Genomic DNA, 26,814 nt, shown 5'->3' on the forward strand with positions numbered 1-26,814 from the left:
AAAAACTCGTACAGTGATATAGTCGTGAACATGAAACGCACGACCCACCGCGACCTGGCCGCCGCAGTACCTGCCAACCTTCCCGATCCGCTGCCGGAGCCGGCAGTGTCCGATTTGCGTCTGGACGCGATATTCGGCGCACTGGCCGACCCGTTGCGCCTGACGATCGTCCGCCGGTTGTTGCTGGAATCCGAGGCGTACGACCACCCGTGCAGTTGGTTCGGTTTCAATCGTGCGAAATCGTCATTGACCCATCACTTCAAAGCGCTGCGTGAAGCGGGCGTGATTCGTCAGCGTCAATATGGGCTCGAGCGACGCAGCCGCGTGCGAACCGAGGATCTTGAGTCGCGATTTCCGGGACTGCTGCAACTGGTGACCGCATGGGAGCCGTCCGGCGACGAACAGGGCTGAGTCCGCCCGTGTCGTCTACTGGCGGATCGATGGCTTCGTCGCACACGTTGCTCGCATACGGGGCTCGCCACGCCGACGGCCTCAACCTAAAAGGACCGCCGGCGCTTTGCGGCCGTTACTCCGAATGGTCACCCGAATCGTCGTCCCCGGTGGTCTCGAAGCCCGGAAGGAGCTGGGTGCCTTCACGTTGAACATCCACCAGTTTGTGTGGATCGAGGCCGAGCGCCTTCAAGATAGTCGGCGCCACTTGCATGTTGGTCACCGGCGTATCGACGACCTTTTTCTTCAGCGTCGGATTGGAGACCACCAACAGCGTGTTGGTATCGTCAGCGGCGAGGCCCCCGTGCTCGGCCAGTTTAGCCGCGCTCCCGCTGTAAATCGTCCCAGGTATCGGCTGGATGATGAGATCAGGGACGCGGCCCTTCGCGGGATCCCCCCAGATCGCCTTCAAGGTTGGGCCGTCGTAAAGGGTCTGGATGCGGGTGGTATTGCTGCCCGCCTGGTCAGCGCTGAGGATCGAGACGGCCTGATCCTTATCGCTGTGGTTTTTGAGCCATAAGAGCGACACGTCGTCGGCCGTTTCCTGGGCGACCGCTACGCCGCCATTCTTGAGCAGGGTCATGGGGTCGGTCACGTCGGCGGTCGCATAAGCGTTTTTCGAACCGCTAAGCATGTGAAGCTTCGTGACGTCGATCGGCGACTGGCCATGCTTGGCGCCGACGATGATCAGCGTCGAATTCAGCAGATGGCTCGCTTTGAGCGCATCGTACATTTGGCCCAGAGAGGCATCGACGAAGTCCAGCGATTGTTCCAACGGCACGGTCGGGGTCGCGGCCGCGTCGAGATAGCCACCACGGGTCGTGGACGAGCCTTCCATGGCCACCGTGACTTTCTGTCCGACGCTGACAGCCTGAAAGTTCATGCCGAAGATCGCGGGCACACCGACCTGCTTCGTCCCAGTCTGATCCAGCCCATGGATCCAGTTCAGGACGACCTTGACTTTGAAGCCATCGTAGGTCCGGGTATAGATCGGGTCGGCGGTCCAATCGTCACTGGCGGGTGCGTTCGGAAAGCCATTCGCCTGCAGGGAGGTCGAGTTGATCTCGGGGGCATAGAGTTCGTCCAGCCCCACCCCGGACGGCCCATTGAGGATCTCGTAGGCTGGGTGCTTATCCGACCATGCGGTACGCAGGCCGGCCTCATGGATGATCTCGAAGATCGTGTTTGTCTGGTGCTTCATGTAAAGATGCGGCCAGACCTTCTCGCAGCCGGCAGCTGTCTTGCGCAGCGCGAGATTCGCGGGATTGATGTGCGGATTGCGTGGATCGAACGCGACTCCGGGCGGGGCTGATCCGCCGTCCAGCTTGGTCAGATCCCAGTCGAGTGCTTCGAAGTTGCTCACTTCCGTGCCGGGTGTGCCGGTGCAATTACTGCCCGGCGGGAACAGGGTAGCGTCGTAAGTATCGTCATAGAAGACGCCGTGGCTAAGCGGGCTGCCGCCGGTTGCAAACGCCAGAAGCCCAGGAAACGAGTCCGAGGGCTTGGAGGTCGAGGCATGGGTGTACTCGACGCCATGTTTGACCAGCTTCGCCAAGGTGGATCCCGGGTGGGTATTGACGTAATTGATCAGGTCGACCTGATGCATCCCATCCACACTGATCAGCAGGACGTGCTTGTATTGCTGATGATCGTCATCCTCCGCTGTCGCGGCCATGCTCGCGAACGCCAGCATGCTCGCGCTGAATATTGCACCGACTCGAGCCCACTTCCTGATCTTGTCCATTTTTGACCTCGTAAGTTGCTAGGGAGCGACCACGCCCCGAACGAGATAAGGATTGAAAAGAGAAAGTACGGTGAAGGGTGGCTTTCAGTTGTCTTCGGGCGAGGGCCGGGAGACTCACGGGGCGGGCGGTTGAGAGAGTGTAAAAATTTGTATCAGCGGAATGCTTTTAAGGCATGGCGAAAGACAGAAGTACGTCGCGCCCAAACGGACTGACCTCTATGCGTGCGTGGAGATACTGTCGAGGCAGCCGATCTTGCAACGTGGCGCGAGACGCCAACGCGTAAAGTCGGAGGATTAATCGAGGGCTAGAGATCGGCAGGCGAAAGCTCCATTCGTTCCCCTGCTTGTGGGGACGCAATCTGCTCTATAGCCCGCAAAATACGGCGTTTGCCGAGTTCGAACGCGAGCGCAAGTTGCTTTGCGCTTTCATCGCCGGCGCCGAGCTTTTCGCGGACCGTCTGCGCGGGGAGCGCAAAGGCGCGGTAGCCCCAGCCGAAAGCGAAGGCCGAAAACCAGATCGTCGAGTCCGAGGAGAAAATCGGCGACGTAAGAACTATGGGTTGATCCATGACGTTCGGCTTCCTGACCGGTGATCGCGGGATTTGATTCTTGCACGGCGAGCTTACGGAAGCCGATTGCGTCAGCGGTGACGTGGCCGCAGACCGTAGCCATCTCAGTCCGGCCGTGAACGGCCGTTCGCCATCGCCATCAAGCAGGCTAGTCCTTCATCAAGTGCGTCGCGTGCGTGATTGCCGCGCCGGCACGCATGGCCGTTGCCACCATCGCGGCCTCGGTGAGTTGCTTGTCGGTTGCGCCTGCATCGCGAGCCGCTTTGGTGTGAACCTCGATGCAATAAGGGCACTGCGTTGTCAGCGCGACAGCTACGGCAATCAGTTGCTTCGTCTGGACTGACAGCTCGCCCGCTTCGAAGGCTGCCTTGTCAAACGCCCAGAACGCCTTGACGGCTTCGGGCGCATGTTCTTCGAGTGTCTTCAGACGCTTGAGGTTGGACATGTTGAACATCGCAAACTCCTTATAGGGAAAGCGACAGCTGTGGGAAAAGCACAGTCGCTGGCGAACTCATATCAAGAATAGGTGATTGATTCGACTGCGGCCGTCTCATGTGAATCGGAAGCCGTCGTTGGCCCCAAAGACGCGCGAACGACAGCAACGGGTCGAAATGCGGATCCCCGAAAAATTAAAAACCCCTTCGCGCCGATTCGTCTTACGTAAGCGACGCGGCGCCGAGTCCCTGCTCGCATGGCAAGGCGGCTCGGGCGGGCGCGCGCGACAGCCATCCGGGGGACGACATGGCCGATATCCGCATGCTCATGGTTACCGACGGTAACTTCTTCAACTACGGCCCGCAGACGACCTCGCAGTACGACTCGAGCTGCTTCTCGCTAGTCACGCTCGTCAACGCGCTCAACAATCCCAGCAATATCCCGTCGATCCAGGTCGATACCGCGCACAGGCGCGGCGCGATGTTTGCCGGAAACGATCCCGACACCTCGCAGAACTTGACCTACCCGGGCGATTTCGTCTTCACCGATGTGCCCAACCTCGCGGTCTACGACCTCATCTGGCTGATCGCCGACGAAGGCTATAACGGCACGCAATTGGCCAATTGGAATACCAACATCACGGCCGACGAACAGATCGCCATCGCCGACTTCATGAAAGGTGGCGGAGGCGTCTTCGCGGTCGGCGATCACGACGGCCTCGGGGCGTGCATGTGCGGTGGCCTGCCGCGCGTTCGCGTGATGCGCAAGTGGTTCGAGTGGGACCATGCGTTCACCGATCCGGCGACCGGCCAGACGTTCATGCCGAACTGGTCCGTGGGCGGCGACGCCACGTCGCCCGGTTATCCCGCCGGCATGACCGACCGCTTCGATACGCTGCAACCCGACGCGACGTTGTTCGGCGGGCAGAAGGTCTATTTCTTCTGGGATCAGTCCGATCCGACACCGCAAACGTTGATGGATGCCGCGGGCAATCCGTTGACGCAGTCGCCGACTCCGATCCACGCCGTGCTGCGCGGCACGGGCGGCGTGGCGATCGCCGATTTTCCGGACCACATGCACGAAGGCGAGGCGACCGACTTCTCGACGATCCTCGCATCGGGCGCATCGTTCAATCCGAACGACGGCAGCGGCACGCCCAACTCGCTGACCTTCACCGACAGCGGCAACCATCAGCATTCCTATCAAGAGTTTCCGAATCCCGGCGGTTATCAGCCGACACCCGAGATCATCGCGTACGGCAAGGATGTCGGGCACGCGACTTACGACGGAAACGTGCCGCCGGGACAGCAGCCCGACTATTCCGCCACGAACGAGAAAGTGCATGGGACCGTCTGCGTCTACGACGGCTATGGCGCGAACGTCGGCCGGATCGTCACCGGGTCGACGTTCCATCACTACCTCGACAAGAATCTGATCGGCGATCCGCACTCCGATAAGATGCACGGGCCGCCGACCAACACGACCCTGGGTCTGCCGCCCGCCATTCTCGGACCGATCACGGAGTTCTACGTCAACGTCGCGACGTGGCTCGCGCGCAAGAATACGACGTTCCATTTCTGGACCCTCAAGAACACCTTCGGCGCCGACGAGGTGCAAAGCGCCGCGACGAGCGGGAAGAATTTCCCTGACGCGTTCTATCTCGCGCTCGAAGGCTTCGCGCCGAGCGTGGTCGGCAATCCGGCGATTCAGTTTTCGGGCCCGTTTGCGGCGCAAGGCGCCACGTTCCAACAGGGCAGCGCCGTCTACAGCGGCAACGCCAGCACGCCGCAGCGCATTCTGTTTCCGATCACGGTGCTGTCGATCCCGAGCGCGGCGTTTCCCGCGCATGGATCACCGGCGATCATCTCTCCGCTCGAGGCCAGCATCGCGTTCGGCTCGCAAGCATTCAACGCCGAGGCGCTGTTCGAACTCACGGCCGGCGCGGACCCGTATTTCACCAACGTCGACGCGAACACCAACCCGCCCAACGCGTTCTATTTGAGCCAGGATCTGCGGGTGTTCCAGGTCATACCGGACTTGAACCAGGAGCCGTTCATCAACTTCCCGAGCGGCGGCAATGCGCCTTTCGACTACCTCGGCAATCTGTTGACTTACCTGAACGATGCGTCGAACGGCTACACGCAGCAGGGCGGCACCGATCCGTTTCAGACGCTCAACGAGGGGAACGATCTCATCGAAGATTCGTCGGTGGCGAACCAGGTGCTCGGCCCCGACAACAAGAAGCACACGGCGTACAACTTCGCGATCGCGCGCGTGAGGATGAGAGGCACCGGCTCGACGGCCACCAACGTCAAGGTGTTCTTCCGCATGTTCGCGACGCAGTCGAACGACACTGACTACGATCCGCAAACCACGTATCTGAGCACTTACGATGCGTTGAACCTGCCCGACAAGCCGCTCAACGGCGTGGACGCCACGACGAACCCGCCCGACAACCTCACGTTCGCGTTCTTCGCGACGAGCGGCGGCACGGGCGATTACGATCTGAGCGGCAGCAACCCCGGGGCCAACGAGGCGACGATCAGCAGCTCGAGCAACAACGAGACCTATCACTATTTCGGCTGCTATCTGAACGTGGGCGATCTGCCGCCGAATTCGCTGCCGGGCACGCATCACTGCCTCGTCGCGCAAATCGCCTATGACGGCGCGCCGATTCTCAACTCGAACGGGATCACGCTGAGCCCGGAAAACACCGACAAGCTCGCGCAACGCAATCTGCAGGTGTCGTGGTCCGGCAATCCGGGCGGTGCCGCCACCCACCGCATTCCGCAAACCTTCGACAACAAGCCGAGCCTGCGCACCGGCAACCCGCTGACGACGATGCTTGGTTATCCTGACGAGCTGATGATCGATTGGGGCAACACGCCGAAGGGCAGCGTCGCGAGCATCTTTTGGCCGCAGGCGAGTTCGCTCGATGTGGTGCGGCTGTCGATGCTGCTCTACGCGGACGTCCCGTGGACCGCCACCGACGAGCACACCGTGCAATGCACGGTCGATCATCCCGTGACGTATCTGCCGATACCGTTCGGGACCGGCGCGAGCTTCGCGGGCCTCTTCACGATCGACCTGCCGATCGGCGTAAAAGCCGGGCAGCAGTTCAATATCGTGGTGCGCCGCGTACGCAGCCGGCAACCGCCCGCGTTGACGAACAACACGGGTATCGTTGCACAGGCGCGTGCCGAGGCCAAGCGCAAACCACCGGTCACCGACTGGCGCTACATCGTCGGCACCTTCCAGGTCACGATTCCGGTTTCGCTCGAAGAGCCGCTGCTGTGGCCCGAGGAGAACACGCTCGCGATCATGAAGTGGCGCTTCCTGAACACGCCGCTGACGAGCCGGTGGCATCCGGTCTTGCAGCGCTACTTGTCCTACCTGGTGGGCCGCGTCAATGGGTTCGGCGGCAAGGCGGGCGCGATCCCGGCGTCGCCGAACGGCGCGCCGGAGCCGGGCCCGGGTCAAGGGATCTGTAACGGGCTCGGTCAGGGGCAGGGCGGCGGAGAGGGGTGTGGCGGACGCGGCGGACGCGGCGGCGCGCTCGTGGAGTATCGCGGCAAGGTCCGCGAGGTGCTGTTCGATTGCTTCGGCGATTTCGAGGGGTTCGTCCTCGAAAGCTGCTGCGGCACCCAGCGCTTCGCCACCTGCGAAGCGGGCGTCGCCGATGTCGTGCTGCGCGCGTGCCGCGAGCGCTTGGTGCTGACCGTTTTTGTCGAGCAGGGGCTCAAGGACAGGATCCGGCAACTGATGGTCACGTGTTGCTGATCGAGTGAGCCATCGCTGCATCGAGCAGCACGTCGATCGAATCGCGCCGGTGACGCTGGTCGTGCCGGCGCGATTCGATCATTTCTGGTCCGCGAGCGAACTCAAGATCCGATAGGCCGCCGCGACCCGGGCATCGATCGGGTAGGACTTGTTCGCGAGGATGACGATGCCGATCTTGCGTGCCGGGATGAAGACCGCGTAGGTCGAAAAGCCGTTCGTCGAACCGGTCTTGTTGATGAGCGCTTCGGATTGCGGCGGCAAGGGCGGCGTCAAAGCCGTCGCCGCGACGCCTTTGTAGATGAGGTCAGGCGAGTTGCCGGCCTGCAGCGTGTTCAAGGCGACCGGATACGGATACTGCTCCCAGATCAGGTCCTGAACGAAAGGGCCTGCCGCGTAGTAGCCCGTCTGAGCGCACGCAATCGCGCGCTGCCACTTGGCATCGACCGCCGCGACGTTCATGTTGACGTCGAGGAATCGCAGGACATCCGTCGTATCGGTCTTGATCCCGTATGCCTCGGATGCCAGAGCGCCAGGGTTCAGCCGCACCGGGGCGTCGTTTTTGTTGTAGCCCTGCGCGTAGTCCTTTATCACGCCGGCCGGCACGTCGAGGTAGGTGTGCGTCATGCCGAGCGCGGGCAGCAGCATGCCTTGCATCGCGTCGTCGAACGGCTGGTTCATGCTTTTCGCCGCAATCAGGCCGAGCGTGCCGATCCCGGGATTTGAATAGAGGCGGTACGTCCCCACCGGATGTTCCGGTTTCCAGTTGCGCAGGAACGTCGTCAGTTGCGCGTTGTTCGCGACGCTGTCGGGTACGAAGAGGGGCAGGCCCGACGTATGGGTGCCGAGGTTCAGCAGGCTCACGCGCGCGAGGCTGCTGCCGCGCAGCGCCGGCAAGTGCTGTTCAGCCGTATCCGAAAGCGACAGCTTGCCGTCGACTTGCGCGTAGCACGCGAGCGTGGCGGTGAGGGTCTTGCTGAACGAGCCGACCTCGAAGAGCGTACGAGGCGTGACGGGGTTGCGCGTGTCTTTCGACGCGATGCCGTAGTTGTAGAAGCTGTGCTTGCCGTCGACGGTCACGCCGACCGCGATGCCTGGAATGCCGTACTGCTGCTTGACGGGGGCGATGGCCGCGTCGACGGCGTGCTGCAGCGCTTGTTGTCGAGCGTCGGCGGCGGTGGCGGCTTGGCTTTGCGAGGCGACGACACACGCGATCGTCGTCAGAAGGGCTTTGAGTTTGCGTTTCATGGGTTGCGATTTGGGAATAGGCAGCGTATCGCTGAAAGAAGCGGTAAGAAGTGCGTTCGAAGTGCAGCGATTGTCGTTCCCGCTTGGACCCAGCGACAAGCGAGGATAACTTAAGCGAGCCATAAGAAATTCTTTGCGCTCGCGCGTGCAGACGATTCCGTTTTCCTTTTTGGGCGAGTAAGTAACGAGTAAGTCGACCGGTCCTAGAGTCGCGTCTGTTGCCTTCACCGACCACCGGAAAACGACTGTGAAAATCACGCTCCGCCGCGAACGTCCGCTGTTGCTTGCCATTGCTTCCCTTGTGCTCACGTCGGGCCCCGCCTGGGCCGATGGCCCCATCGGCGCGGAATCGTCAGGGGTGAACGATTCCGGCCTCACCATCCTGAGCAACGCCACCAATGTGACCCGCTGGGGGCTCGGCGCGGGAGTCGGCATCGAGGAGGCGCCGTACAAGGGGTACGGCGCCAAGACCACGCCGCTGCCGCTCTTCTATTTCGACGATAAATGGGTGCACGCCCTCGGCACCACCATCGACCTGAAGATCGGCAACTGGAGCGGCGTGAGCGTCGCGCTGCGCGGCCAGTACGCGCTCGGCGACGGCTACAAGGGGTCGGATGCGCCGATCCTGAACGGCATGGAAAAACGCAACGGCGCGTTCTGGTACGGCCCGGCGCTCACTTGGCATACCGCATTCGGCACGCTGTCGACCGACTACCTGCTCGGCGGAAACAAGGGCGAGCGGGCCAATATCGACTTCAGCAAGTCCTTCGATATGGGGCGTTTTTCTGTTACGCCGCACGCCGGCGCCGAATGGCTCAGCAATAAATACGTCGATTACTATTACGGCGTGCGGCCGTCCGAAGCCGAGGCGGGGCGCCCGGCGTACAACGGGACTTCGACCTGGAACCTGACGGTGGGCACGCGCGTCGACTATCACTTCACCAAGCAACAGCAGGTGCTGCTCGATGTCGGCGTGTCGCACCTCGGCAGCGGCATCACCGACAGCCCGATCGTCGGCAAGCGGTACGTTCCCGAGGTCAGGATCGGCTATCTCTATCACTTCAATTGAGCGCAGCGCCATGTCGCGAGTTGCGATTGTCGAAGACCACGAGCGCCTCGCCGGCATGGTGCGCCAGGCGCTCGCCGACGCGGGGATCGAAGCCGATTTGTTCCGCAGCGTCTCGGAGGCGCGCTATGGCGTGAGCCAGGCCGACTACGCGGTGCTGATCATCGACCGCGGCCTGCCCGACGGCGACGGGCTCGCGTTCCTGCGTTCGCTGCGCGCCACCGGGCGGATGACGCCTTGCCTGATGTTGACCGCGCGCGATGCGCTGCATGACCGCGTCGACGGTCTCGAGAGCGGTGCGGACGATTATGTGACGAAGCCGTTTGCGATGAGCGAGCTGGTCGCGCGCGTACGCACGCTGATGCGCCGGCCGGCGGTGCTGACCGCGCTGATCGCGTCGTTTGGCGATATCCGCGTCGATCCCCGGCAGCGGGCCTTGCAGTGCGACGCCGAGTCGGTGGTGCTGGCGCCGGCCGAGTTGCAGATCATGCAGTGCCTCATCGAGGCGGCCGGCGGAACGGTTCGGCATGCGACGCTCGAGCACGCCGCCTGGGGCCTCGGCGGCGCGGTGACGCCCAACGCGCTCGAAGTGACGCTGCATCGCTTGCGCAAAAAGCTCGCGGCGATCGGCGCGACGACGCGGCTCACGAATACGCGCGGCGCGGGATTCGCGCTGCAAGCGGGCGCACTGCGCACCGTTTCGAGCGACGATCCGCGGGACGCGGGCCTATGAAGCCACGGATTCTCGTCGTCGATGGCGACGCCACTTGCCGCGACGCGTTGCGAGTCTGCTTGCACGCGAGCGGCTACGATGTCGCCGTGCTGTACGAGCCGGGCAAGGTGGAGAAGCGGGTCATCGAAGAGCGCCCGGACCTCGTCGTCATGGCGAGCGGCGAAGTGCTCGGCAGCGGCCTCGCGGCGCTCAAGGCATTGCGCCGCAGCGGCGACGACCTGCCCGTCATCATGCTCGGCGAACGGGACGACACGATCGAGCGCATTGTCGCGCTCGAATGCGGCGCGGACGATTTCATCACCAAGCCGTTCAACGCGTATGAAGTGCTGGCGAGAATCCGGCGCGTGCTCGCGCGCGTCAAGGACGTGTCGTTTCTGGACCCGGCGTCGCGGCCGCCCTTTCGCTTCGGCGGCTTCGAGCTCGACTTCGCTTCGCGCACGCTCAGCTTTCGCGGCGAAGCGGTGCCGCTGTCGCAGCGCGACTACGCGATCCTCAATCTGTTCACGAGCGCGCCGAACCAGGTGTTGTCGAGAGAGCGGATTGCTCAGCGCATCTGGCCTGAGACGCCGTACCGGCCCGGGTCGGTGTCCGCCGCGGTGCACCGCCTGCGCCGCCTGATCATGAGCCGGTCCGCCGTTCCCGAGCTGATCCAGACGGTGCGCGGAACCGGGTACGTGTTTTGTTCGGATTGACCACCATGTTCAAACGCTGGATTCGCAGTCTGTCCGCGCGGCTGTGGCTGACGAGCGTCGCCGCGCTGGCCATCAGCCTCGCGCTGTTGGCGACGTCCGTCATCTTCGCGCTCGATCGCTATCCGGACCCGTTGCTTGGGCAGCGTGAGCAATCGGACTTCGTCGCTTCCGTCACGCGCAGCCTCCACTTCGACGCCGCCGGCCATCCCGTTTCGGTGCAGCTGCCCGAGCGGATGGCGTGGCTATTCAATGTGACGCCAACGGAAGTCCAGTATCGTGTGCTCGACGAAAACGGTCGCTTGCTACTGGCGTCCGCGAATGCGAGAAGCGGCGACCCGTGGCTCGCCGATCGCCTTGCCGACGTTGACGGCACGATCGCTCATGTGACCATCAATGGCAAGGCGTATGGCGTCGCCACCGAGCGGATCGTGAGGGGGCAGACCGTTTCCTACGTGCAGTGCGCGACGAGCGCGCACTTCATCAAAGAGCTGGTGAGATTCAAGGTCAGGCCGATTCCAGGGATCGTCGCAATCCTCCTCTTCATCGCGACGATCTCGTTCGGATTGACGTTGCCGCTCACGATTCATCGCGTGCTCAAGCCGCTGCGCGAGGCGTCGCGCGCGGCGGAGCAAATCACGCCGCGCAATCTGACGACGCGTCTTTCGACCACGGGCGTGCCGAGCGAAATCAAGCCGCTGATCGACGCCTTCAACGAAGCGCTCGGCAGGCTCGAAAACGGCTTCACGGTGCAGCAGCAGTTTCTCGCGGCCGCGGCGCACGAGCTGCAAACGCCGTTGACGCTGGTCCGAGGACAGATCGAGCTGCAGCCCGAGATCAAGGACCAAGACCTGTTGCTGCGCGAGATCGATCTGATGGCGCGGCAGGTTCGGCAGTTGCTCCATCTCGCGGAAGTCAGCGAGTCGCAGAATTTCACGTTCGGTCAGGTGAGCATCACGGACGTGGCGCAGGATGTCGTCGCCTATCTCGCGCGCAAGGCGGACGCGAAAGCCGTCAAGCTCGAGCTCGAGGAGCACAAGGCGCCGCCTGCGATATGGGCCGACCGGAGCGCGCTGTTCATCATGCTCAAGAACATCGTCGAGAATGCGATCAACGTGTCGCCGCCCAAGGGCGTGGTGTCGCTGATGATCGACGAGGCGTCGATCCAGATACGCGACGAAGGGCCGGGTGTCCGTCAGGAGCATCTGCCGTTTCTGTTCAAGCGGTTCTGGCGCGCGCCGGATGCGAAGCACGATGGCGCGGGTCTCGGTCTCGCCATCTGCAAGGAAATCGCCATCGCGCACGAATGGCGCTTGACGGTGAGCCGCCTCGCGGCGGGGACCTGCTTTACGGTCTGGCTTTAGAAACATGATGGCTTGCGCTATCGAGGATCGCGATTCAAATTGTTCGCGATCAGGAATTCGATTCGCTCCCGGGTCGCCTCTGTTGCCGGGTTGTAGATCACAAGGCAAAGATCAGGCCGGCCGTCGACGGCGAACGCCGAATATTCAAGTTCGATAGGCCCGACGAGCGGATGCCGTATCTCTTTCGTGCCTTCGCCATGCGTGCGCACGTCGTTGTCGCGCCAGATCCGGTCGAATTCGGGGCTGAGCCGGCAGAGTTCCTCCACGAACGCCTGCACGTTCCTCGCCGCTCCCGCGCGCGTGGTGTCGGCCCGGAACGCCGCCACCGCGAACTGCGCCACGCGTTCCCAATCCGGTTGCGCGGCACGCACGTAGGGATCGAGAAAGATGAGGCGTAGCACGTTGCGCCGCTCGGTCGGCAGCGCGCCGTAGTCGCTCAGCACGGCCGTGGCCGCGCGATTCCACGCGACGATGTCCCAGGTGGGCGTCCTCACGACGGCGGGGCTGAATCTCAAGGCGTCGAGCACGCGTTGCAGCCGAGGCGGCACGTCGCTTGCCGCCTGATAGCGGACTTCGGGCGGCCGACCGAGTCCGATCAGATAGAGGTGCTCGCGCTCGACGTCCGTCAGCATCAATGCGCGCGCAATCCGGTTGAGCACTTCCGCCGAAGGCGCGCCGCCGCGCCCTTGTTCGAGCCACGTGTACCACGTCGCGCTGACATTCGCGCGTTGCGCGACCTCTTCGCGCCGCAAGCCCGGCGTGCGCCGCCGTGCAATGGGGAAGCCCAACGCCGCGGGGTCGAGTTTCATGCGACGGCCTCGGAGATAGGCGCCAAGCAGATTGTCGGTTCCGTTCGCCATGCTCATCCTGTTAGTCCGTTTACCCGTAAAACGTCACGACTTCACCACGGTTGGCGATGAGTGGATAGTGATCCTCGAACATCACCTGGAGGATTTCACGATGCGCGTCTTTGTTACTGGAGCGACGGGATTCGTCGGCTCCGCCGTGGTCAGCGAACTCATCGCGGCGGGACATGAAGTGCTCGGCCTGGCACGCTCGGATGCCGGCGCCGAGATCGTGGCGGCGGCGGGCGCCAAGGTTCATCGCGGTTCGCTCGAAGACCTGGAGAGCCTCAAAAGCGGCGCGTCCGCGGCCGACGGCGTCATCCATACGGCTTTCAACCACGACTTCTCGAAGTTCGTCGAGAACTGCGAGCTGGACCGGCGCGCGATCGAGGCGCTCGGTTCCGTGCTCGAAGGCTCCGATCGGCCGCTTCTCGTCACGTCCGGCGTGGCGCTGCTCGCGCCCGGCCGCACGGCGACAGAGGACGATGTGCCCGGTTCTGCTCACGCTGCCTATCCCCGCGTTTCGGAGGAGACGGCGGTCTCGCTCGCGGCGCGCGGAGTGCGGGCGTCGGTCGTGCGCCTTCCGCCGTCGGTTCATGGCGACGGCGATCATGGCTTCGTTCCGCGTCTGATCGCTATTGCACGCGAGAAAGGCGTGTCGGCTTATGTCGGCGATGGGCTCAACCGCTGGCCTGCGGTGCATCGGATCGACGCCGCTCGCGTCTACCGGCTCGCGCTCGAACGAGGCGCCGACGGTGGCCCGTTTCACGCAGTCGCCGAAGTGGGCGTGCCGTTCAAGGACATCGCCGGCGCGATCGGCCGCGGGCTGAATCTGCCGGTTGTCTCGAAGCCGGTCGAAGAGGCGGAGGCGCATTTCGGATGGTTCGGCTTGTTCGCGGGCATCGATGTGCCGACATCCAGCGAGCGAACCCGCGCGCTGCTCGACTGGCAACCAAAGCACACCGGGCTGATTGCGGACCTCGATCACGGACGGTATTTCGAAGCCTGAGTTGTTGCAGGCGGGCGCGGTGCTGTGTCGAAGGAATCCAGATCATCGATCTGGATTCCTAATAAGAACTTTAAGGATTCGTCTGTTCGGCGTTACGGCAGCCAATGCGCCAGCGCGACGTTGCCTTCGGCGCTTGCGCGACTTCGGCGACCTCGCGCCACCACCGCTCGCCGCGATGCGGTTCGGCCAAATCGAGCCGCTCGCCCATGCGCGGCGTCGAAAGCGCGATGCCGCGCGCCGCCGCCAAGCCCGTCACGCGCTCGAACGGTTCCTGCCAGCGATGCATCGCCAGATCGAAGGTGCCGTTGTGAACCGGCATCAGCCAGCGTCCGCGCAGATCGACATGCGCCTGCACGGTGTCTTCGGGCTGCATGTGGACGTACGGCCATTGCGCATCGTAGGCGCCCGTTTCGAGCAGCGTGACGTCGAACGGGCCAAGCCGCTCGCCGATCGTCTTGAAGCCGTCGAAGTAGCCCGTGTCGCCGCTGAAGAACACGCGCAAATCGCCGTCGACGATCACCCACGACGCCCACAACGTGCTGTTGCCGTCGAACAGGCTGCGCCCGGAAAAGTGCTGCGCGGGCGTCGCCGTGAACGACAAGCCGTCGGTCTCCACGTTCTGCCACCAGTCGAGCTGACGGATCTTCGCGGCATCGATGCCCCATTCGATGAGACGGTCGCCGACGCCCAGCGGCGTCAGGAACAGGCGCGTCGTCTCGGCGAGCGCGAGCACGGTTTCGCGGTCCAGGTGGTCGTAGTGGTCGTGGGACAGAATCACGCCGGCGAGCGGCGGCAGATCCGCGAGGGCGATCGGCGGCGCGTGGAAGCGCTTCGGACCGACGCGCTTGAACGGCGACGCGCGCTCGCCGAACACCGGATCGGTCAGCCAGAACTGGCCGCGCAGCTTGAGCAGCATCGTCGAATGCCCGAGGCGGAAGAGGCTGCGGTCGGGCGCGGCGTCGAGCTGCTCGCGGGTGAGCGCGTCGACGGGCAGCGAGCCCGCGGGAACGGTGCCGCTCGGCTTGTTGAACAGCACGTTCCAAGTGATGCTCAACATCTTGCTAAAGCCTTCGACAGGACGCGGCTTGACGTTTTGAAAGCGCTCGCCGTCGTGCTGCGGGGACAGGTGCGAGCGAGACATTTCGCGGCCGCGCTTCGCGGCGGTGAAACCCAGAGCGCGGCTGAGGAAACCGGTAAGCGATGTCATGTAAGACGAATCCATGATGGAAAGTACACCGGGCAGTGTAGTTTATTTTCGAGAAAAGTAAACTACGCGGTGTAAAATTTCCCCATGGAAACGACTGCCACCCCCCAACGCCTGACCGATCGAAAGCGTGTCGCCATCATCGAGGCGGCCATCGAGGAATTTCGCTCAGCCGGCTTCGAGGCGACCAGCATGGACCGCATCGCCGCGCGCGCGAGCGTCTCCAAGCGCACCGTCTACAACCATTTCCCGAGCAAGGAGGCGCTGTTCGCGTCGATCCTGCACCAGCTGTGGGATGCGACTCAGACGGGCAGCGGCTCGCCGGACTATCGCGCCGATGAGCCGTTGCGCTCGCAGTTGCTTGAGCTGCTGATGCGGAAGCTCCGTCTCATGGCCGACGAAGCGTTCTTGTCGCTGGCGCGCGTGGCGATCGCGGCGGGCATCCATTCGCCGGAGCGCGCACGCGATATGGTCGCGCGCATGGGCGAGCGCGAGGAAGACTTGACGGTGTGGATACGCGCGGCCGCGGCTGATGGGCGTCTCAAGACAGCGGACCCGGTGTTCGCCTCGCATCAATTGCACGGGCTCGTGAAGGCGTTCGCGTTCTGGCCGCAGGTGACGATGGGGCAGCCGCCGCTCAGCAAAAGCGAACAGAAGAAAGTGGCGGAAGCGGCCGCCGATATGTTTCTCGCGCGCTATGAATGACTAGCGCGCGAGAAGTGCGAGAAGTCCGAGAAGCGGCGCTAACGCTTCACTACTGCTGATCTTCCGTCGAGATGAAGGCCATGCCGTGCGGGCTCTGCAGATTGGTCACGAGCGGAAGCAGGGCGCCGCTCTTCAGATCGAGCTGACCGACATACGCGGGCACAGCCGGCGTCGTGCCCGCGGCTGCCACACCCGTCGACGCGGAGAACGCCGCGTCTTTCTGCCAGACATCGGCCGTGATCTTGTAGACGAGGTTGGCCTTCGTGTCCGACACCAGGATGTAGCCCTTACGCGCGGAAGCGAACACCGTGTCGTCGATCTGCACATTGCCTAGCAGCGGCAGATACTCGATTTGCGGATCGGTGCCCGGTGCGCGCCACAGTACGAGCTGGCCGTCGCCTTGGTCGTCGAGCAACACGTCGCCCGACGGCGTCAGCGTCATCGAATCCGGATCGGTCAGGTTCAGCCGCTTCACCGTGCCGAACGGAATGTCGCTCGCTGCCGGCGTGCCGGAGAGCACCGCGGAGACATCGATCGTGCCGTCCGATTCCAGGATCGCGCGCACGATCGAAGGCCCGGTGTTCACGCCGCTCCCGTTGAGCGTGGGATTGGACGCGCTGAAGTACGCCTGTCCGTCCTTGAAGACGATGTCGTCGTAACCGCCGCCGTGCGGCGGCCTGCCGAAGACATAGCGCGTGGTGCGGCCCGTCGACGAATCGATCGTGACGAGGTTGGCATTCGCATCCTCGTTCTGCACGGCCCAAATTTCGCGCGTGTACGGATTGACCTTCAGGCCGTCGTTGTGCCCCGCCACCGTGATGTTGCGGATGACATTGCCGTCGCGCGAGTATTCGACGATCTGGCTTTGCGCGTTGCCCGTACCGTCGGGCGCGCCGTTGTTGGCGTAGCCGATCCAGATGTGATTGTCGAGCACGGTGATCGAGTCAGGCGCGCTGGACATTCCCGGCGGTTTGGCGAAGACGCTGATGCTGAAGCCGGGCGTGGCGACCGGGCCCGTTGGCGATGACGTCTGCGCGATGGCGGCGCCAGAGACGAGGCAGTAAGCGGCGAATGCGAGTGTGGTGCGATGAAGAATCCGGCGAGCTGCAGAAACTGATTGAACGCAAGGCATGTTCGGCTCCTGAGACGGGTACGCGGGGGGACGCAAAAGGCGCCGGACGGATTGAGTCGAGGCGGCTTGGCCCGACGCGGATCGACCGTTATACGCAGAAATATTTCGAAAGACATGGAAGCATTCGAATGTGACTGCGCGGTGTCCGGGGCGCAAACGAGGCTGGCTTTGCGAAGCAGGGGAATCGCGCCGGCAGATCCGGATTCGCAATGAACGGGCGGCATCCGATACCTGATCCGTCATTCCCCGCTTCTGCAAAGCCCCATCATCCACGCATAAACCGCATCCACCGCAGCGGAGCGCGCCGGCTGCGCCGAGCGCATCAACCACAACGGCGCAAGCGCGAAACTCGGTACTTGCGGCAAGACTTCGACGCGCCCGCTCGTCAATGCCTCACCGGCGGTGAGACGCGACACCATGGCAATCCCCACTTCCTGTTCGGCCGCCGCAACCAGAAAGCGCGGATCGTTGACCGTCATGGCCCGTCGTGTTCGCAAGCCAGCGCGTCGCAATTCGGGCAACCAGGGCGCCCAGTCCGGGCGCGCCTCGTGAACCAGCAACGGCGCCTGCGTCAACACCTCGGGGAAGGGCACTGAGCGCAAGCGGCGCGCGGTCACCGGTCCGCAGATGGCGACCGCCTCTTCGGCGAGCAAGGGCTCGCAGATTACTTCGGACGTACGGATCTCCTGCGTCGAAACGACGAGATCGACGTCGACGCGATCGATCTCGTTGACCTGCTCTCCGGTCACGAGCCAGACCTCGATGTTCGGCAGGGCCGCCGAAAACGCGCCCATGCGCGGCATGAGCCAGCCCGACGCGAACTCCGCCGCACACACGACGATGACCGAATCGGGATTGCCATACGGTTCGATACGGTCGCGGCCGTCCGCGAGCGTGGCCAGCGCGGCGGTCACGGTCTGCGCATACAGGGCGCCGGCCGCGGTCAACGCGACGCCGCGGCCGATCCGTCGAAACAGCGGCTGCCCCGTCCATTCCTCGAGTTGCTGGATCTGATGGCTGATCGCCGATTGCGTCAGCGCGAGTTCTTGCGCAGCGCGCGTGAAGCTGCCGAGCCGCGCGGATGCGTCGAAGGCGAGCAAGGCTTGTAAAGGGGGAAGTCTGCGCATGGGATCGTCGCCGGCAGCTATTAAAAATATCGATACTTCCAGCAAGATTCTTCGCTTTTCGCCGGAATTTTCACCCGCAATGATACGTCCAGCCGCCGCTCACACAGGCTCCGCATTCAAGCCGTTATGAGGAATATTTGTGTGTCGGCGCCCACGAAAACTGCTCGGATACGACCCGTATGACCCTGAATCTCGCGCCTTCGCATCTCACGCCAACCGCCGCTGCCGGCATCGACGGGCAACCTTCGCCCCCGACCTATGCCGGCGCGCTGTCCTTCATGCGCCGGCCGTACACGCGCGATCTCAACGGCGTCGACGTCGCCGTGTCCGGCATTCCGCTCGACCTCGCCACGACTTACCGCCCCGGCACCCGTTTCGGTCCGGCGGGCATGCGGGCCGCTTCGGTGCAGTTATCGGAGCTGGCTGCGTATCCGTGGGGTATCGACCCATTCGACCATCTGAACGTGGTCGATTACGGCGACTGCTGGTTCGACGCCCACAATCCGCTCGGCATTCGCGACGCGATCATCGCCCACGCACGCGGCATTCTGGCAACCGGCACGCGCATGCTGACGCTGGGCGGCGACCACTACATCACCTATCCGCTGCTCGTCGCGCACGCGGAGAAGTACGGCAAGCCGCTGAGCCTGATCCACTTCGACGCGCATTGCGACACGTGGCCGGACGACAACTCCGACTCGCTGAATCACGGCACGATGTTCTACAAGGCGATTCGCGACGGGCTCATCGATCCCGCACGTTCGGTGCAAATCGGCATTCGCACCTGGAACGACGACTTCATGGGCGTGCGCGTCCTGGACGCGCCGTGGGTGCATCGCAACGGCACGCAGGCGGCCATCGACGAAGTGCTGTCGATCGTGGGCGATGCGCCGGCTTACCTGACGTTCGACATCGACTGCCTCGATCCGGCCTTCGCGCCCGGCACAGGCACGCCGGTGGCCGGCGGTCTCAGTTCGGCGCAAGCGCTGGAAATCGTTCGCGCACTGGGCCCCGTCAACCTGGTGGGCGCGGATGTGGTGGAGGTGTCGCCGCCTTACGACCATAGCGATGTGACCGCGCTTGCCGCCGCCCATCTTGCCGTCGACATGCTGTGCCTGATGCGCAACCAAAAGCTGAATCGCCATCGGAACACATAGGAATACCAATTATCAACCGTAGCCTTTCCGGATAACTATCATGTCCCAACCCATCATGAAGCCGATGCTGGCAGCGCTCCTGCTCTGTGCTTTCGGAGCAGGCGCGCACGCCGAAGACAAGCAGCTCAATTTGTACAACTGGTCCGACTACATTGCGAAAGACACGGTGCCGAACTTTGAAAAGGAGTCCGGCATCCAAGTGCACTATGACGTCTACGACGGCGACGAAACCTTGCAGACCAAACTGCTGAGCGGATCGACCGGCTACGATGTCGTCGTGCCCACTTCGAACTTTCTCGCCAAGCAAATCGAAGCCGGTATCTATCAGAAACTCGACAAATCGAAACTGCCGAACCTGGTGAATCTGGACCGCAATCTGCTGAAGCTCGTCGCCGATGCGGACCCCGGCAATCAATATGCGGTGCCGTGGGCGTGGGGCACGACAGGACTCGGCTACAACCTGACACGCGTCAAGGCGATTCTCGGCAACGATGTGCCGCTCGATAACTGGGACATCCTCTTCAAATCCGAATATGTGAGCAAGCTGAAGAGTTGCGGCGTCTCCGTGCTCGACGCGCCGGCCGATGTGTTCGCGGTCGCGCTGCACTACATCGGCAAGGACCCGAACAGCGAAAATCCGGCCGACTATCAGGCCGCCTACGAAGCATTGAAGAAAATTCGCCCCTATATCACACAATTCAACGCGACCACCTACATCAACGATTTCGCGGGCGACGACATCTGTTTTGCGCTGAGTTGGTCGGGCGACGTATCGATGGCGAGCCATCGCGCGCGCGAAGCCCATAAGAGCTACGAGATCAAATACTTCATTCCCGCAGGCGGCGCGCCGGTGTGGTTCGACATGATGGCGATCCCGAAAGATGCGCCGCATCCGCAAGCGGCGCTCGAGTGGATCAACTATATCGAACGCCCCGAAGTGCACGCGGCCATCACCAACGAGGTGTTCTATCCGAATGCCGATGCCGCCGCGCGTCAGTTCGTGCGCCCCGAGATTCTGAACGATCCGACCGTCTATCCGCCCGAGCCGGTGCTGAAAACGCTGTTCCTGCTCAAGCCGCTGCCGGCGACCATCAAGCGGCTGGAAAGCAGGCTGTGGACGCAGTTGAAGACGGGAGGGTAGGCGCTCCCGGCGATCGTTCTGCGTGCGGGGAGTCGTCGGTCAAAAGCGATCGCTTATCGATAGCTTCGCTTGGTGCAAGAGCACGGCCCCCGCCTCAAGATCCCAGCAACCCGGCCGCAATGTTCACACAGAGCCCCAGCACAGCCGCATTGAAGAAAAACGACAAAATCGACTGTGCCAATGCCGTACGTCTCGCACGGCGCGAGCACAGCGACACATCGGAGGTCTGCGACGCCACCGCAATCGTGAAAGAAAAGTAGAGAAAGTCCCAGTAGTCGAGCGGCTCGCTCTGCTCGGGAAACTTCAATGACGCTTCATGCGCGCCGGCCTGATGGTAGTAGCGCGCGTACTGCAAGGTGAAGATAGTGGGAATCAGCAGCCACGCGCCGACCATCGTCGCGGCCGTCAACCCGTAGTTGATGCTCGCTTGGCGCGGGCCCAGACCCTTGGCAGCCGACAATTCGACCACGATCGCCACGAGGCTCGCGACGGCCGCCACAGTGATGATCACGAGTACCGCGGTCGCACCCTCGTCTTCCCGCTCGGCCACTTGCTGTACGTCTTTGGGGCTCGCACTCACCATCCGTGTCCAGATCATGACGAGGTAGAGCCACATGCCGACGTCCCATCCGAACAGCCATCGCTGTATCGGCCGCAAATGCCAGGGCTCGACGAAGTACGCGATGATTCCGACGGCCACGCCGATCAAAATGCGTGGACGGTTGCTCAAAAAGCGAAGGATGCGCGCAGAAGCGTCCATACGGGTCCGATCGAGTCAATGAAGGGGTGAGGGCTGCCGCGTTGCGCCGGCCGACAGGTCGCCATTATCGCCGCGTCGGCTCGCTGCAGTTCGCCGCAATAGCTGTATCTCGCTCACGCAGACGCGCTAGCTTCCACCCGTCAGCTCGACAACGAAATCAAGAAAAGCTCTCGTCTTTGCCGGGATGTGATGCCGCGATGGGTAGTAGGCGTAAAGCGGAAACCGCTCGTCCGCCCAATCGGGAAAGAGATCGATCAACCGGCCTTCAGCAATGAGCGGTTCGGCAACGATACGAAGCAGCTGTGCAATCCCCGAACCGGCGAGGCATGCGTGGAGAAGCGCGCTGGGATCGTTGACCGTGAGGCGTCCCCGGGTGTCGACCTCCATGCGTTTGCGCTTGCGATGGAATTCCCAGACGAACGGCTTGCTCGTCTCCGGGTTGCGAAATTCCAGGCATCGGTGGTTTCGGCTTTCCAGGTCTTGCGGTTTTGCCGGGTGTCCCCAACGCGCGACGTACGAGGGCGCCGCGACCGTAACCACGCCGCTGTCGAGCAGCTTTCGCGCGACCAACGTGGAGGCTTTAGGCTCGCCGAATCGCAGCGCGAGATCGAAGCCGTCCATGACGAGATCGCCAAGATTGTCTCGCGCGATGAACTCGATTTCGAGGTCGGGGTGCGCGTCCATGAAATGGTCGAGCTGTTGACCGAGGATGGCCCGGTAAAAGACGGGATCCAGATTGATTCTCAGCTTGCCGCGCACCGCCGATGCGCCGCCCGCGGCGGCTGTGGCGGCTTCCTCGAGCCCGACAATGTGGGGCATTACCTGCTCGTAGAAACGGCGGCCCTCTTCCGTCAGCGAGACGGAGCGCGTCGTTCGGTTGAAGAGACGGATTTTCAGCCGCTTTTCCAGCCTGGCTATCGCCCGGCTGACGCCCGGCGGCGACATGCCGATCACTTCCGAAGCGGCCGCAAACGTCCCCGCATCGACGACGGCGGCAAACACGCTAATTCCACCGGACAGATTTTCGCTACTGGATCTCATAGATTCCAAGCATGCCTCATTGGTGACTTTCCGTCACTTATCTAGTGCCATCCATGTCATTTTGTTTCGACCGCCGTTTCTCCAGAATGCGCCTCACAGAGACATTCGTCTCGCCTTCAAAAGGAGTTGGTCATGAACATCCGCACTTTCATCGTTTCCGTCGCGGCCGCCATTTCTGTGCCCGTAGCCGCACACGCACAGGCTGACGGGTCGAGCGTGACGCGCGCGCAACTGCGTGAGGAACTCGTGCAACTCGAGCGCGCCGGTTATCAGCCCGGTCGCAACGATCCGCATTACCCGGACAACCTGCTGGCGGCGGAGGCACGGATTCGCGCAGCTGCCGGCGCCGATCCGTACGCCGTCAGCGCCGTGGGCGGCACAACCGATGGCCGCTCCGATTCCGGAAGCCGAGTCGGCGCGACGGTGCCGCAGAACAACGCGTTGTATGCGCATCATTGAGCCACCGCGCTGAGCGATCGGGCGCCGGCACCTCGGCGCCGCATCACCCTACCTATTTACGCAAGGAAAACGAGCCATGTATGCAATCACAGGAATCACCGGCAAGGTCGGCGGCGCACTGGCCCGCGAGCTTCTGGCGTCGGGTCAGCCGGTTCGCGCAGTCGTGCGCGACGCCGCGCGGGCAGCTTCGTGGGCAGCGCGCGGCTGCGAACTCGCGACGGCCCGCATGGAAGACGCGTCGTCGCTCGCTGCCGCATTCGAAGGCGCGAAGGGCGTCTTCATCCTGCCGCCTTCGGACTTCGATCCGGAGCCGGGGTTTCCCGAAGCGCGCAAGGTGATCGACGCTGTGTCCGCGGCGATTCTGAAAGCGCGGCCCGAAAAAGTGGTGTGCCTGTCGACGATCGGCGCACAGGCTCACGAGACCAATCTGCTCACGCAACGCACGCTGATGGAGCAGGCGCTGCGCGAGATGCCGATGCCGGTGACGTTCCTGCGGCCCGGCTGGTTCATGGAAAACGCCGCGTGGGATGTCGCGTCGGCGCGCGACGACGGCGTTATCGCCAGTTATCTGCAACCGCTCGGCAAGCCCGTGCCGATGGTCGCCACCGCCGACGTAGGCCGCGTTGCGGCCGAACTGCTCCAGCAGACGTGGGGTGGTGTGCGCATCGTCGAACTCGAAGGGCCACAACGCGTGAGCCCCAACGGTCTCGCATTGGCCTTTGCCCGCGTGCTCGACCGCTCGGTGCGCGCCGAGGTTGTCGACCGGCAGACTTGGGAGGCGCTGTTCCGCTCGCAGGGCATGAAGCATCCGCTGCCACGGATGCGGATGCTGGATGGATTCAACGAAGGCTGGATCGATTTCGAAAGTCAGCCCGATGAAGTCGTCCGCGGTCAGGTCGAACTGGATACGGTTCTGCGCGAGTTGGCGGCGGGCGCGGCCTGACAGGAACCGGAAGGGCGACGCACGCAGAGCTGCGCGTCGCCCGACCCTTGCATCGCGTTTCCGTTCATACTGGGTGCCGCAGTTCTACGACAAGGATCGCATCTTGACTGGATGGAGCCCGACATGAGCAACGACTCTTCAGGCAAACCCCACGAGCTGTTGTCAGGTGGCAGCCGCTACCATCAGGTGTACCCCACGCTGGACGAAACGCAGCTGGCGATACTGGAGCGATACGGCGAGCGGCGCAAGCTGAAAGCCGGTGACATCCTCTATTCCGAAGGCGACCGGCACACCGGCATGTTCGCCATTCTTTCCGGAATGATCGAGGCGATTCGGTCATCCGTCGACGGCCCCCAATTCCTGGGCACGCATGGCGCCGGCAGTTTCACCGGCGAAGTCGGCACGCTCGCGGGCAGGGCTGCATCGGCAACGACACGCGTCGTTGCCGATGGCGAGGTCATCGTCATCGATGAGGAATCCCTGCACGAGCTCGTGGTTGCTGAAGCCGAGCTGAGCGAAACCATCATGCGCGCCTATATCCTGCGCCGGGTCGCTATCATCCAGGGGCAACACGTCGGCTTGGTGGTGATTGGCAGTACGTCCTCGTTCCCTACGCTGCGCCTGCGTCACTTCCTGAGCCGAAATGGCCAGCCCTCGGCCTACTTCGATATCGTCGAGCACGCCGCAACAAAAGACCTCCTGGCGCGTTATGGCGTAACGGAAGCCGACATTCCGATCGTGGTCACGACGCAAGGCCTCGTGCTGACGCAACCCACCCTCAGGGCCGTCGCAGATGCAATCGGCCTGAGTCCGGACCGGCTCGATGGCGAGCACTTCGACCTCGTGGTGGTGGGGGCGGGACCCGCCGGCCTCGCAGCCGCGGTGTACGCCGCATCCGAGGGATTGAAGGTGGCGGTACTGGATGCCAAGGCCCCGGGAGGTCAGGCCGGCACCAGTTCGAAGATCGAGAATTACTTCGGCTTTCCGACTGGCATATCCGGGCAGGCGCTCGCCGGTCGCGGCTTGTCTCAATGCCGCAAATTCGGCGCGGAGGTCGGCGTGCCCATCGAGGCGCTGACGATCAACTGCACGGACACTCAATCGTTTCATATCGGCCTCGATCATGACGAGCGCGTCTACGCTCGCACGGTCGTCATTGCGTCCGGTGCGCGCTATCGGAAGCCGGAGCTTCCGCGTCTCGAGCATTTTGAAGGTCGCGGCGTCTACTACAGTGCGACCTTCATGGAGGGCGGGTTCTGTCGCGACGAAGAGGTGATCGTGGTGGGCGGCGGGAATTCGGCCGGACAGGCTGCGGTATTCCTTGCGAGGTCCGCGCGTCATGTCCATATCGTGGTTCGCGGCGAAGGACTTCGTGCGAGCATGTCGTCGTATTTGATCAGACGGATCAAAGCGGCGACCAACATCACGCTTCACGCGAGGACACAGATCGTCGAGTTATGCGGCGAATCGAGACTCGAGGCAATCAGGTGGGACCGGCAGGGGCAGATCGAGCACAAGTCCATCCGGCACGTGTTTCTTTTTCTCGGAGCCACGCCCAATACCCGGTGGCTTGGCGACTGCGTCGCGTTGGACAAGGATGGGTTCGTGCTGACGGGCGCCGAGACCGGCGACAGGTGGAAGGAATCTCGACCGCCGCATGATCTCGAGACAAGCCGGCCCGGTATCTTTGCCGCCGGCGATGTGCGCAGCGGCTCCGTCAAGCGAGTGGCGGCTGCTGTGGGAGAGGGGGCTGGCGCCATTCAGGCCGTTCATCAATATCTTGCGGGCTTCGAGTGACGTTTCTCAAGCCAATTGCGCATCAGGCCTAGGGTCAACGCACTGACAATCAGGAAGATATAAAGCGTCACGAGATCGTGGCGCCATGCGTCAAGCGCCAGGTGATGGGTCGCGAGCTTCGGATCAGCGGCCGGAAGCTTGAGGCTCTTCCCCTCTACGGCTTGCATCATCCGGATAAAACCCGCAGCGGACAGCAGCGGCAACAGGACGACGAGCGCCAGCAGCGCGTGCTTCATCCGACGCACGCGCGGATAGTGGCGCAAGCGGAACCATAGTCCGAGGCATCCGTGTATCCAGCCGGGCGCGAGCAGCGCAAGTTGCAACCCTTGCGTGCCGCTCGATAGCAGCACGACGATCACGCGCTCGTAGTTAGGCTCGAAGCCATACAGCGAAGACGCGAGCCGAGTGGTCACCGCATGGCGGATCAGGAGCAGTGGCAGGCTGAGCCCTGCCCAAAGGCGGATCCATTCAGCGGGCGGCAGCGCCCAGTGGCGGCGCTCGTATATCGTGCGCAGTGCCAACGCGAAATGCAGCGTCGCGGCACCGTATAGAGCGATCGTCCCCGGCACGCTGCGCCAGAGCCGTAACGCCAGCAAGAGACCCCGTCCGGCAAGCTCGATCGACCAGACCCCGAGCGCGTGATTCGTCAGGTGGAGAAAGAGATAGGTCAGCATGACCAGGCCCGACCCGAGTTGAAGGCGGCGTAACGTTGCCCGCCAATCCGCGTGCGCGGCCAGGTTGCTGATGTTCACGTTGATCATCCGTTGTGTGTGTCGCTTGTAGTACCGCGAACACATGACGGTTATTCCCGGGGCGGATTTCAGGCATGCGAAGGTGCATGCTGCGTTTTATGACCTTGTGTTGAAGCGAGAGCGTATCGAAGGGGAGCTTGGTTTCTGGCAACGGCGTTGGGCAGAGGTCGGCCACTATCGGCCGTTCGACATCACCGTGTAGATTCACCACAACCGACGCACTAGCGAGTTGGCATTGGCGTCGCACGTACCTCGTGCTTGGAACGTGGCTTTACCCAGGCCGGCGTCGGACGACACGCACCTCAAAGAGGTGCCCCGTCCGCGAAGACTTGTTTCCAGATCAACACGCGAACGGATCGACGCAAGCTGGTGGGCCAGAACGGATCGGTCTGCACCAATCGATCGACCGCGTCCGGCGAATCCGCCTCTACCAGCCAGAGTCCGCCCGCCCCCGAGCCTTCGATATGGCGAAGCGGCCCGGCAGCCCTGATCATCGACGCATGCTTGCTCAGAAAATCGAGATGCGCCTGCATGTATCGACTGCGCACATCGGCCGCGCAATTGTCGTTGTCTTCGAATAGAACCGCGAACAGCATCGTTGCCTCTCCTATGAGGTGGATGTGCTCAGCTTAGTGCGGCATCATTGCAGTCTCAATGCAAAAAAATG

Annotated in this window: 25 protein-coding genes; 13 read left to right on the forward strand and 12 right to left on the reverse strand. The window is 63.0% G+C overall.

Annotation, left to right across the window (positions count from 1 at the left end; all coding sequences use genetic code 11):
* Positions 1-30: 30 nt before the first annotated feature.
* Positions 31-411 (forward strand): ArsR/SmtB family transcription factor, encoded by a 381-nt coding sequence (locus tag AAHK20_RS27425; protein ID WP_449184628.1) that lies wholly within the window; start codon positions 31-33, stop codon positions 409-411.
* 115 nt (positions 412-526) lie between these two features.
* On the opposite strand, the gene AAHK20_RS27430 is transcribed toward AAHK20_RS27425, so the two are convergent.
* The 3 genes from AAHK20_RS27430 to AAHK20_RS27440 all read right to left on the reverse strand — a co-directional run bounded on the left by AAHK20_RS27430 (position 527) and on the right by AAHK20_RS27440 (position 3,217).
* Positions 527-2,194: an alkaline phosphatase family protein gene (locus AAHK20_RS27430; RefSeq protein ID WP_449184629.1), complete on the reverse strand. Its 1,668-nt coding sequence runs from the start codon at positions 2,192-2,194 to the stop codon at positions 527-529.
* Positions 2,195-2,499: 305 nt separating this feature from the next.
* Positions 2,500-2,763 carry a hypothetical protein gene (locus AAHK20_RS27435; RefSeq protein WP_449184630.1) on the reverse strand — a complete coding sequence of 88 codons (264 nt, stop codon included), beginning with the start codon at positions 2,761-2,763 and terminating at the stop codon, positions 2,500-2,502.
* 148 nt (positions 2,764-2,911) lie between these two features.
* Positions 2,912-3,217 carry a carboxymuconolactone decarboxylase family protein gene (locus AAHK20_RS27440; protein WP_449184631.1) on the reverse strand — a complete coding sequence of 102 codons (306 nt, stop codon included), beginning with the start codon at positions 3,215-3,217 and terminating at the stop codon, positions 2,912-2,914.
* Positions 3,218-3,504: 287 nt separating this feature from the next.
* On the opposite strand from AAHK20_RS27440, the gene AAHK20_RS27445 reads away from it, so the two are divergent.
* Positions 3,505-6,978 (forward strand): hypothetical protein, encoded by a 3,474-nt coding sequence (locus AAHK20_RS27445; protein WP_449184632.1) that lies wholly within the window; start codon positions 3,505-3,507, stop codon positions 6,976-6,978.
* Between the two features lie 78 nt (positions 6,979-7,056).
* On the opposite strand, the gene ampC is transcribed toward AAHK20_RS27445, so the two are convergent.
* Positions 7,057-8,223, reverse strand: a complete 1,167-nt coding sequence (gene ampC / locus AAHK20_RS27450) for a class C beta-lactamase (protein ID WP_449184633.1) — start codon at positions 8,221-8,223, stop codon at positions 7,057-7,059.
* A gap of 247 nt (positions 8,224-8,470) precedes the next feature.
* On the opposite strand from ampC, the gene AAHK20_RS27455 reads away from it, so the two are divergent.
* Genes AAHK20_RS27455 through AAHK20_RS27470 form a run of 4 tightly spaced genes read left to right on the forward strand, consistent with a single transcriptional unit; the run spans position 8,471 to position 12,075 of the window.
* On the forward strand, positions 8,471-9,292 hold the full coding sequence (locus tag AAHK20_RS27455) for a MipA/OmpV family protein (RefSeq protein WP_449184634.1): 822 nt from the start codon (positions 8,471-8,473) through the stop codon (positions 9,290-9,292).
* Between the two features lie 10 nt (positions 9,293-9,302).
* On the forward strand, positions 9,303-10,022 hold the full coding sequence (locus AAHK20_RS27460) for a response regulator transcription factor (RefSeq protein WP_449184635.1): 720 nt from the start codon (positions 9,303-9,305) through the stop codon (positions 10,020-10,022).
* Complete coding sequence (locus tag AAHK20_RS27465; RefSeq protein WP_449184636.1) at positions 10,019-10,714, forward strand: response regulator transcription factor; 696 nt, start codon at positions 10,019-10,021, stop codon at positions 10,712-10,714. Before AAHK20_RS27460 ends, AAHK20_RS27465 begins: the two co-directional genes overlap by 4 nt.
* 5 nt (positions 10,715-10,719) lie before the next feature.
* Positions 10,720-12,075: a sensor histidine kinase gene (locus AAHK20_RS27470; protein WP_449184637.1), complete on the forward strand. Its 1,356-nt coding sequence runs from the start codon at positions 10,720-10,722 to the stop codon at positions 12,073-12,075.
* Positions 12,076-12,092: 17 nt separating this feature from the next.
* Here AAHK20_RS27470 and AAHK20_RS27475 read toward each other — a convergent pair whose 3' ends face one another.
* Complete coding sequence (locus tag AAHK20_RS27475; RefSeq protein WP_449184638.1) at positions 12,093-12,935, reverse strand: helix-turn-helix transcriptional regulator; 843 nt, start codon at positions 12,933-12,935, stop codon at positions 12,093-12,095.
* A 100-nt stretch (positions 12,936-13,035) separates the two neighbouring features.
* Here AAHK20_RS27475 and AAHK20_RS27480 point away from each other — a divergent pair, with 100 nt between their 5' ends.
* Positions 13,036-13,929, forward strand: coding sequence for an SDR family oxidoreductase (locus tag AAHK20_RS27480; RefSeq protein WP_449184639.1), 894 nt, complete (start codon positions 13,036-13,038; stop codon positions 13,927-13,929).
* Between the two features lie 70 nt (positions 13,930-13,999).
* Here AAHK20_RS27480 and AAHK20_RS27485 read toward each other — a convergent pair whose 3' ends face one another.
* Positions 14,000-15,136, reverse strand: a complete 1,137-nt coding sequence (locus AAHK20_RS27485; RefSeq protein WP_449184640.1) for an MBL fold metallo-hydrolase — start codon at positions 15,134-15,136, stop codon at positions 14,000-14,002.
* A gap of 84 nt (positions 15,137-15,220) precedes the next feature.
* Here AAHK20_RS27485 and AAHK20_RS27490 point away from each other — a divergent pair, with 84 nt between their 5' ends.
* A complete protein-coding gene (locus AAHK20_RS27490) occupies positions 15,221-15,838 on the forward strand; it encodes a TetR/AcrR family transcriptional regulator (RefSeq protein ID WP_449184641.1) in 618 nt (205 codons plus the stop codon).
* A gap of 49 nt (positions 15,839-15,887) precedes the next feature.
* Here AAHK20_RS27490 and AAHK20_RS27495 read toward each other — a convergent pair whose 3' ends face one another.
* Entirely contained in the window at positions 15,888-16,970 is a 1,083-nt protein-coding gene (locus tag AAHK20_RS27495; RefSeq protein ID WP_449184642.1) for a hypothetical protein, read from the reverse strand.
* Between the two features lie 239 nt (positions 16,971-17,209).
* Positions 17,210-18,097 (reverse strand): LysR substrate-binding domain-containing protein, encoded by an 888-nt coding sequence (locus AAHK20_RS27500; protein WP_449184643.1) that lies wholly within the window; start codon positions 18,095-18,097, stop codon positions 17,210-17,212.
* Between the two features lie 179 nt (positions 18,098-18,276).
* Between AAHK20_RS27500 and speB the strand changes: the two genes are divergently transcribed.
* Both speB and AAHK20_RS27510 read left to right on the forward strand, forming a co-directional pair.
* A complete protein-coding gene (speB, locus tag AAHK20_RS27505) occupies positions 18,277-19,254 on the forward strand; it encodes an agmatinase (protein WP_449184644.1) in 978 nt (325 codons plus the stop codon).
* A gap of 55 nt (positions 19,255-19,309) precedes the next feature.
* Positions 19,310-20,395: a polyamine ABC transporter substrate-binding protein gene (locus tag AAHK20_RS27510; protein ID WP_449184696.1), complete on the forward strand. Its 1,086-nt coding sequence runs from the start codon at positions 19,310-19,312 to the stop codon at positions 20,393-20,395.
* A 94-nt stretch (positions 20,396-20,489) separates the two neighbouring features.
* Here AAHK20_RS27510 and AAHK20_RS27515 read toward each other — a convergent pair whose 3' ends face one another.
* Entirely contained in the window at positions 20,490-21,155 is a 666-nt protein-coding gene (locus AAHK20_RS27515) for a DUF1345 domain-containing protein (RefSeq protein ID WP_449184645.1), read from the reverse strand.
* Positions 21,156-21,281: 126 nt separating this feature from the next.
* A complete protein-coding gene (locus tag AAHK20_RS27520) occupies positions 21,282-22,196 on the reverse strand; it encodes a LysR family transcriptional regulator (RefSeq protein ID WP_449184646.1) in 915 nt (304 codons plus the stop codon).
* A gap of 132 nt (positions 22,197-22,328) precedes the next feature.
* Between AAHK20_RS27520 and AAHK20_RS27525 the strand changes: the two genes are divergently transcribed.
* The 3 genes from AAHK20_RS27525 (at position 22,329) to AAHK20_RS27535 (ending at position 25,395) form a co-directional block, all read left to right on the forward strand.
* The gene (locus AAHK20_RS27525) at positions 22,329-22,655 is read left to right on the forward strand and encodes a DUF4148 domain-containing protein (RefSeq protein WP_449184647.1); all 327 of its coding nucleotides are present in this window, start codon (positions 22,329-22,331) and stop codon (positions 22,653-22,655) included.
* Positions 22,656-22,731: 76 nt separating this feature from the next.
* Positions 22,732-23,598, forward strand: a complete 867-nt coding sequence (locus tag AAHK20_RS27530; protein ID WP_449184648.1) for an NmrA family NAD(P)-binding protein — start codon at positions 22,732-22,734, stop codon at positions 23,596-23,598.
* A 123-nt stretch (positions 23,599-23,721) separates the two neighbouring features.
* Positions 23,722-25,395: an FAD-dependent oxidoreductase gene (locus AAHK20_RS27535; RefSeq protein ID WP_449184649.1), complete on the forward strand. Its 1,674-nt coding sequence runs from the start codon at positions 23,722-23,724 to the stop codon at positions 25,393-25,395.
* Here the strand turns inward: AAHK20_RS27535 and AAHK20_RS27540 are convergent.
* Positions 25,371-26,069 carry a hypothetical protein gene (locus AAHK20_RS27540; protein ID WP_449184697.1) on the reverse strand — a complete coding sequence of 233 codons (699 nt, stop codon included), beginning with the start codon at positions 26,067-26,069 and terminating at the stop codon, positions 25,371-25,373. The two genes, AAHK20_RS27535 and AAHK20_RS27540, sit on opposite strands and share 25 nt — an antisense overlap.
* A 380-nt stretch (positions 26,070-26,449) precedes the next feature.
* Positions 26,450-26,743, reverse strand: a complete 294-nt coding sequence (locus AAHK20_RS27545) for a YciI family protein (RefSeq protein ID WP_449184650.1) — start codon at positions 26,741-26,743, stop codon at positions 26,450-26,452.
* Positions 26,744-26,814: the final 71 nt, after the last annotated feature.

This window comes from Trinickia camelliae (genome assembly GCF_053525655.1).

Coding starts and splice junctions, on each gene's coding strand:
- AAHK20_RS27425 (WP_449184628.1), top strand. CDS start 31: ATGAAACGCACGACCCACCGCGACCTGGCCGCCGCAGTACCTGCCAAC.
- AAHK20_RS27430 (WP_449184629.1), bottom strand. CDS start 2,194: ATGGACAAGATCAGGAAGTGGGCTCGAGTCGGTGCAATATTCAGCGCG.
- AAHK20_RS27435 (WP_449184630.1), bottom strand. CDS start 2,763: ATGGATCAACCCATAGTTCTTACGTCGCCGATTTTCTCCTCGGACTCG.
- AAHK20_RS27440 (WP_449184631.1), bottom strand. CDS start 3,217: ATGTTCAACATGTCCAACCTCAAGCGTCTGAAGACACTCGAAGAACAT.
- AAHK20_RS27445 (WP_449184632.1), top strand. CDS start 3,505: ATGGCCGATATCCGCATGCTCATGGTTACCGACGGTAACTTCTTCAAC.
- ampC (WP_449184633.1), bottom strand. CDS start 8,223: ATGAAACGCAAACTCAAAGCCCTTCTGACGACGATCGCGTGTGTCGTC.
- AAHK20_RS27460 (WP_449184635.1), top strand. CDS start 9,303: ATGTCGCGAGTTGCGATTGTCGAAGACCACGAGCGCCTCGCCGGCATG.
- AAHK20_RS27465 (WP_449184636.1), top strand. CDS start 10,019: ATGAAGCCACGGATTCTCGTCGTCGATGGCGACGCCACTTGCCGCGAC.
- AAHK20_RS27470 (WP_449184637.1), top strand. CDS start 10,720: ATGTTCAAACGCTGGATTCGCAGTCTGTCCGCGCGGCTGTGGCTGACG.
- AAHK20_RS27475 (WP_449184638.1), bottom strand. CDS start 12,935: ATGGCGAACGGAACCGACAATCTGCTTGGCGCCTATCTCCGAGGCCGT.
- AAHK20_RS27480 (WP_449184639.1), top strand. CDS start 13,036: ATGCGCGTCTTTGTTACTGGAGCGACGGGATTCGTCGGCTCCGCCGTG.
- AAHK20_RS27485 (WP_449184640.1), bottom strand. CDS start 15,136: ATGACATCGCTTACCGGTTTCCTCAGCCGCGCTCTGGGTTTCACCGCC.
- AAHK20_RS27490 (WP_449184641.1), top strand. CDS start 15,221: ATGGAAACGACTGCCACCCCCCAACGCCTGACCGATCGAAAGCGTGTC.
- AAHK20_RS27495 (WP_449184642.1), bottom strand. CDS start 16,970: ATGCCTTGCGTTCAATCAGTTTCTGCAGCTCGCCGGATTCTTCATCGC.
- AAHK20_RS27500 (WP_449184643.1), bottom strand. CDS start 18,097: ATGCGCAGACTTCCCCCTTTACAAGCCTTGCTCGCCTTCGACGCATCC.
- speB (WP_449184644.1), top strand. CDS start 18,277: ATGACCCTGAATCTCGCGCCTTCGCATCTCACGCCAACCGCCGCTGCC.
- AAHK20_RS27510 (WP_449184696.1), top strand. CDS start 19,310: ATGAAGCCGATGCTGGCAGCGCTCCTGCTCTGTGCTTTCGGAGCAGGC.
- AAHK20_RS27515 (WP_449184645.1), bottom strand. CDS start 21,155: ATGGACGCTTCTGCGCGCATCCTTCGCTTTTTGAGCAACCGTCCACGC.
- AAHK20_RS27520 (WP_449184646.1), bottom strand. CDS start 22,196: ATGAGATCCAGTAGCGAAAATCTGTCCGGTGGAATTAGCGTGTTTGCC.
- AAHK20_RS27525 (WP_449184647.1), top strand. CDS start 22,329: ATGAACATCCGCACTTTCATCGTTTCCGTCGCGGCCGCCATTTCTGTG.
- AAHK20_RS27530 (WP_449184648.1), top strand. CDS start 22,732: ATGTATGCAATCACAGGAATCACCGGCAAGGTCGGCGGCGCACTGGCC.
- AAHK20_RS27535 (WP_449184649.1), top strand. CDS start 23,722: ATGAGCAACGACTCTTCAGGCAAACCCCACGAGCTGTTGTCAGGTGGC.
- AAHK20_RS27540 (WP_449184697.1), bottom strand. CDS start 26,069: ATGCTGACCTATCTCTTTCTCCACCTGACGAATCACGCGCTCGGGGTC.
- AAHK20_RS27545 (WP_449184650.1), bottom strand. CDS start 26,743: ATGCTGTTCGCGGTTCTATTCGAAGACAACGACAATTGCGCGGCCGAT.